The organism is Bradyrhizobium sp. 31Argb (assembly GCF_043638955.1).
In the GTDB taxonomy this organism is placed as follows: Bacteria; Pseudomonadota; Alphaproteobacteria; order Rhizobiales; family Xanthobacteraceae; genus Bradyrhizobium.
Window position 1 is genome coordinate 1 of sequence record NZ_JBEGDB010000467.1, and the last position, 3,449, is coordinate 3,449.

Below are 3,449 nucleotides of genomic sequence, written 5' to 3' on the forward strand. Positions count from 1 at the left end.
CGCGAAACTACTTCGCCGTCGTCGCCATTGCCGCCACTCTGCTCTGGATAAGGTAACTGTCCACACGGCCTAGCGCGACTTGCTCGCGCGACGCTTTTTGCGCGGAACGGGCTTGGCATAGTAAGGATTGACCACACACTGAGCCGCCCGGCCTGAGGCCGATGCCTGGCACTGGGGTATCGAGGTGTAGCGACATTCGAAGTAGTAATCCACCATGCCCTGGTAGACCTGCAGGCAGACCGGATAGTTCGGATCGTAGGTCTGAGCTTGGGTAGGCGTTGCCCTGCTGAGCATCACGACCGTCAGGATAGCCAAAGCCAGAATGCGCATCATGATATCCTCATTCCTGATCGGTTATGGTCTGGGTCCAGACCGCCTTGTGCTGGCTGACTTGCCGGCGCTGGTCGTATCGTCGTGGGTAGCCAAAGGATTCAAAAGGCGCCTGATTCGATTGGTGCGGGCGGTGGGACTCGAACCCACACGACGTTGCCATCGAGGGATTTTAAGTCCCTTGCGTCTACCAATTCCGCCACGTCCGCGTTCGTCGGGAGAGGGATATCTAGCGCGTTTGGTGGCGAAGTGGAAACAGGATAATTGTCGCCGAATACATGTTATTTCAACAGTTTAACGCGGAACGCGACAGCGCGCGAAGTCTTGCGGATCGCGCCGCGCGGTCTCCGCCGTCCCGCGCCAGCCTCAATCCCGACATTTCCCGCTGCTTTAGCCAATCTCAACACTTAACCGTTTACCAAGGCGCCATGTCCATCCGCACCTTCCGCCACCTGCCGCCGCGCGCGGCCGTGACCGCCGCGCTGCTTGCGCTTGGCGGCCTGCTTTGCGGTTGCGCCCAGATGGGCGAGACGCTCAGCCCGGCCTTCGTCGATCCCGCCAAATACGATCTTTACGATTGCAAGCAACTCGAGACCGAGCGCACGACGCTGGCGGCGCGCGCGGCGGAGTTGCAGGGGCTGATGTCGAAGGCGGAGACCGGCGTCGGCGGCGCCGTTGTGTCGGAGGTGGCCTACCGCAACGATTACGTCGCGGTGCGTGCCCAGCAGAAGCTCGCCGAGGAAAACTGGCGGCGCAACAAATGCCATGAGACGATCGTGGCGGCGCCGGCGCCGATCGTGCCACCGGCGCCGCCTGCGCCCGCCAGAGGAGCGCGTTCGTCAGCGCGGTGAGCCGCCTTCACGCCCGCCAATCATAGATCCAGTCCTGCCGCGCCAGCATTCGCTGCGGGCCCATCGCCCGGATGACGAGATCGCGCGTGAGCGCCATCGGTCCGGTGAGGTGATAGATGCGCCCCTGTCGCTGCGCGGTGCGCCGTACCCGATCGACGCGCCCGCGGCGCAGCCTGGTGTAGCGCTTCAGCGCAGCGGGAATGCCGGAGATATCCTCGCCGGTGCAGCCAGAGAGGCAATTGGCAAGCACGGCGGCATCCTCGATCGCCATGCCCGCGCCTTGCGCGGCAAAGGGCAGCATCCCATGCACGGCGTCGCCGAGCAGGGCGACCGCGCCCGCGCTCCATTCACTGACGTCCGGCATCGTGAACAGCGCCCAGCGCCGCCATTCCTCGACCGCGCCGATCAGCATCTGCGCGGTGGCGGGCCAATCCGCGGAGAACGCGTTCTTGATCTCGTTGGCATTGCCGGCCTCGCTCCAGCCCGGCCGGTTCCAGGTTCCCGGCACGATTGCGACCACATTGATCCGTCGTGCCGCGGCGATCGGATAGGCGACCAGATGCGCGTTCGGTCCCATCCAGAGTTGCACTCGCGGCGAGGTGTATTCGCGCGGCAGCGCCTTCGCATCGAGCGTGGCGCGCCAGGCGATCAGGCCGGAAAACCGTGGATGCAGTTCCGGGAACAGGCGGCTGCGCACGGACGACCAGATGCCGTCGGCGCCGATCAGCGCCGCCGCCAGCTCATGCTGCCGCGCGTCGCCGCAGCGCGCGGCCACCGTCAGTCCCCTGGCATGGTCGGCGACATCCTCGAACTGCCAGCCCAGGCGGAGTTCGATGTCGGGATGGTCCTCAACCTCTGCCTGCAGCGCTCCCTGCAAATCGGCGCGATGTATCACCCAATAGGGTGAGCCGGCCCGCGTGCTCGCGGCCTCGCCGAGCGGCAGGCGGGCGATCTCACCGCCGGCGCGCGCGCTGACGATGCTGATCGCTTCCGGCGTCACCGCGCGCGGGGCAAGCCGCGGTTCGAGGCCGAGACCGACCAGGATGCTGCTGGCATTGGGCGAAAGCTGCAGCCCCGCCCCGACTTCCTCCAGCCGCGGCGCCTTTTCCAGGATGACGACACGAAAGCCTTTCGCCGCGAGCGCCAGCGAAGCCGTCAGTCCTCCGATCCCGGCACCCGCAACGACGACGGTGCGCGTGATCGCCACGGATCAATCAGCCACGAATAGTCAGGCGACTTTATCCTTCAGCACGCATTCGGGCGGACGCGCTTCGCCGGCGGCGAGGTCGGGCGCGAAACGATAGAGCGTCGAGCAGTAGGGGCAGATGATCTCGTTGTCATTGCCGAGATCGAGGAACACATGCGGATGGTCGAACGGCGGGTTCGCGCCCACGCACATGAATTCCTGCGAGCCGATCTCGATCACCGAGACTCCGGCATCGTTATGGAAGTGCGGGACGACGTGGTCGGACATATCTTCACCTTGGGATGGCAATAACGGACGGACGCAATCAACGCGATGCGGCACTGCGAAATGCCCGGCACCATACTGGCGGGTGGAGTTGATTCCTAGAGCCCCGACCATCCATTTGCTCATGCAAATTCGACACAATCTTGTCGTCGGAGAAAAGCCCTTCTTTCGTCGGGGCTGTTGTGTCTTAAAAACGGCACACTATTTCCAAGTTGAGCAAAACCCTGGGTTTTATCGAATGAAGCGAGCGCGGGTCAGGATAGGGATGGCTGGGATGCTGGTGAGCATCGCCGCCGGCGCCGCGCTGTGGCCGTATGCCAGCGACGCGTATGCCATGTTCGCCGCACAGGACGAGCCGGCGCAATTGGCCGACCTGCAGATCAGTTCTGCTTTACGGAATGACGAGCGCCTGATCGAGCAGAATATCGAACAGGCGCTGGCCGCTGATGACGCCGATCTCGCCAACAGCTTTCTCGAACTTGCGCGTGAGAAGAATGTCGCAATCAGCGATGGCCTGACCACGCGCGTGAACGATGCGGTTGCGGAAGCGAGTTCGACCTCGCATGTCGCCAAGCGCTTTGCCACTGGCCTCGTCACCGGCACCGCGGACGATCTTGCCAGCCTGTCCGGCACGGTCGCGGGTGATCTCTTCGTGTTCGGCGATGTCAGGGATGTCGTGCGCGAAGGCAAGCATCTGGCGATGGGCGAGGACACCGACCACCTTGTATCTGCACGGGCATGATTTGTGCGATGGAAGCGATTTAGCGTCTTGGCCGGTGGCCACCGGCCAAGACGCG

The 3,449-nt window shown here is 63.9% G+C and carries 5 protein-coding genes and 1 tRNA gene; 2 read left to right on the plus strand and 4 right to left on the minus strand.

All coding sequences use genetic code 11. The features are described 5' to 3' along the window. Window positions 1-69: 69 nt before the first annotated feature. Together AAFX91_RS40065 and AAFX91_RS40070 are read right to left on the minus strand one after the other, a co-directional pair. Window positions 70-333: a DUF3551 domain-containing protein gene (locus AAFX91_RS40065; RefSeq protein ID WP_394570176.1), complete on the minus strand. Its 264-nt coding sequence runs from the start codon at window positions 331-333 to the stop codon at window positions 70-72. Between the two features lie 119 nt (window positions 334-452). Then, window positions 453-539 (minus strand) — tRNA-Leu (locus tag AAFX91_RS40070). 219 nt (window positions 540-758) lie between these two features. Here AAFX91_RS40070 and AAFX91_RS40075 point away from each other — a divergent pair. Beyond that, window positions 759-1,181: a twin-arginine translocation pathway signal gene (locus tag AAFX91_RS40075; RefSeq protein WP_130580777.1), complete on the plus strand. Its 423-nt coding sequence runs from the start codon at window positions 759-761 to the stop codon at window positions 1,179-1,181. A 7-nt stretch (window positions 1,182-1,188) separates the two neighbouring features. Here AAFX91_RS40075 and AAFX91_RS40080 read toward each other — a convergent pair whose 3' ends face one another. Both AAFX91_RS40080 and AAFX91_RS40085 read right to left on the minus strand, forming a co-directional pair. Then, window positions 1,189-2,388, minus strand: a complete 1,200-nt coding sequence (locus tag AAFX91_RS40080; protein WP_394570177.1) for an FAD-dependent monooxygenase — start codon at window positions 2,386-2,388, stop codon at window positions 1,189-1,191. A 21-nt stretch (window positions 2,389-2,409) separates the two neighbouring features. Further along, on the minus strand, window positions 2,410-2,655 hold the full coding sequence (locus AAFX91_RS40085; protein ID WP_021077734.1) for a zinc-finger domain-containing protein: 246 nt from the start codon (window positions 2,653-2,655) through the stop codon (window positions 2,410-2,412). Between the two features lie 271 nt (window positions 2,656-2,926). Between AAFX91_RS40085 and AAFX91_RS40090 the strand changes: the two genes are divergently transcribed. Continuing rightward, window positions 2,927-3,394 carry a hypothetical protein gene (locus tag AAFX91_RS40090; RefSeq protein ID WP_394570178.1) on the plus strand — a complete coding sequence of 156 codons (468 nt, stop codon included), beginning with the start codon at window positions 2,927-2,929 and terminating at the stop codon, window positions 3,392-3,394. Window positions 3,395-3,449: the final 55 nt, after the last annotated feature.